Source organism: Pseudoalteromonas sp. CR1 (assembly GCF_019392235.1).
Taxonomy (GTDB): domain Bacteria; phylum Pseudomonadota; class Gammaproteobacteria; order Enterobacterales; family Alteromonadaceae; genus Pseudoalteromonas.
The window spans coordinates 1-275 of the sequence record NZ_JAHXRM010000218.1; the positions used below are offsets into that span (position 1 = coordinate 1).

1 pseudogene is annotated in these 275 nt (G+C 60.7%); it reads left to right on the top strand.

Annotation, left to right across the window (positions count from 1 at the left end):
- Nucleotides 1–47 precede the first annotated feature (47 nt).
- Nucleotides 48–275, top strand: a pseudogene (locus KZZ04_RS19180) (cytosine deaminase); the annotation flags it as partial.

Here is a 275-nt window from a genome sequence, read left to right on the forward strand (position 1 = left end):
GTGGTATCCCGCACTTTGAATACACCCGCGACCAAGGCGTGAGCTCGGTGAAATTTCTCATGGACCTGGCCGAACGTACCGGCTGCCTGGTGGACGTGCACTGCGACGAAACCGATGATCCGCACTCGCGCTTTCTCGAGGTCCTTGCCGAAGAAGCCCGCAGCCGCGACATGGGCACGCGCGTCACCGCCAGCCACACCACGGCCATGGGTTCCTACGACAACGCTTACTGCGCCAAACTGTTTCGTCTGTTGGGGCACTCAGGAATCAGCTTC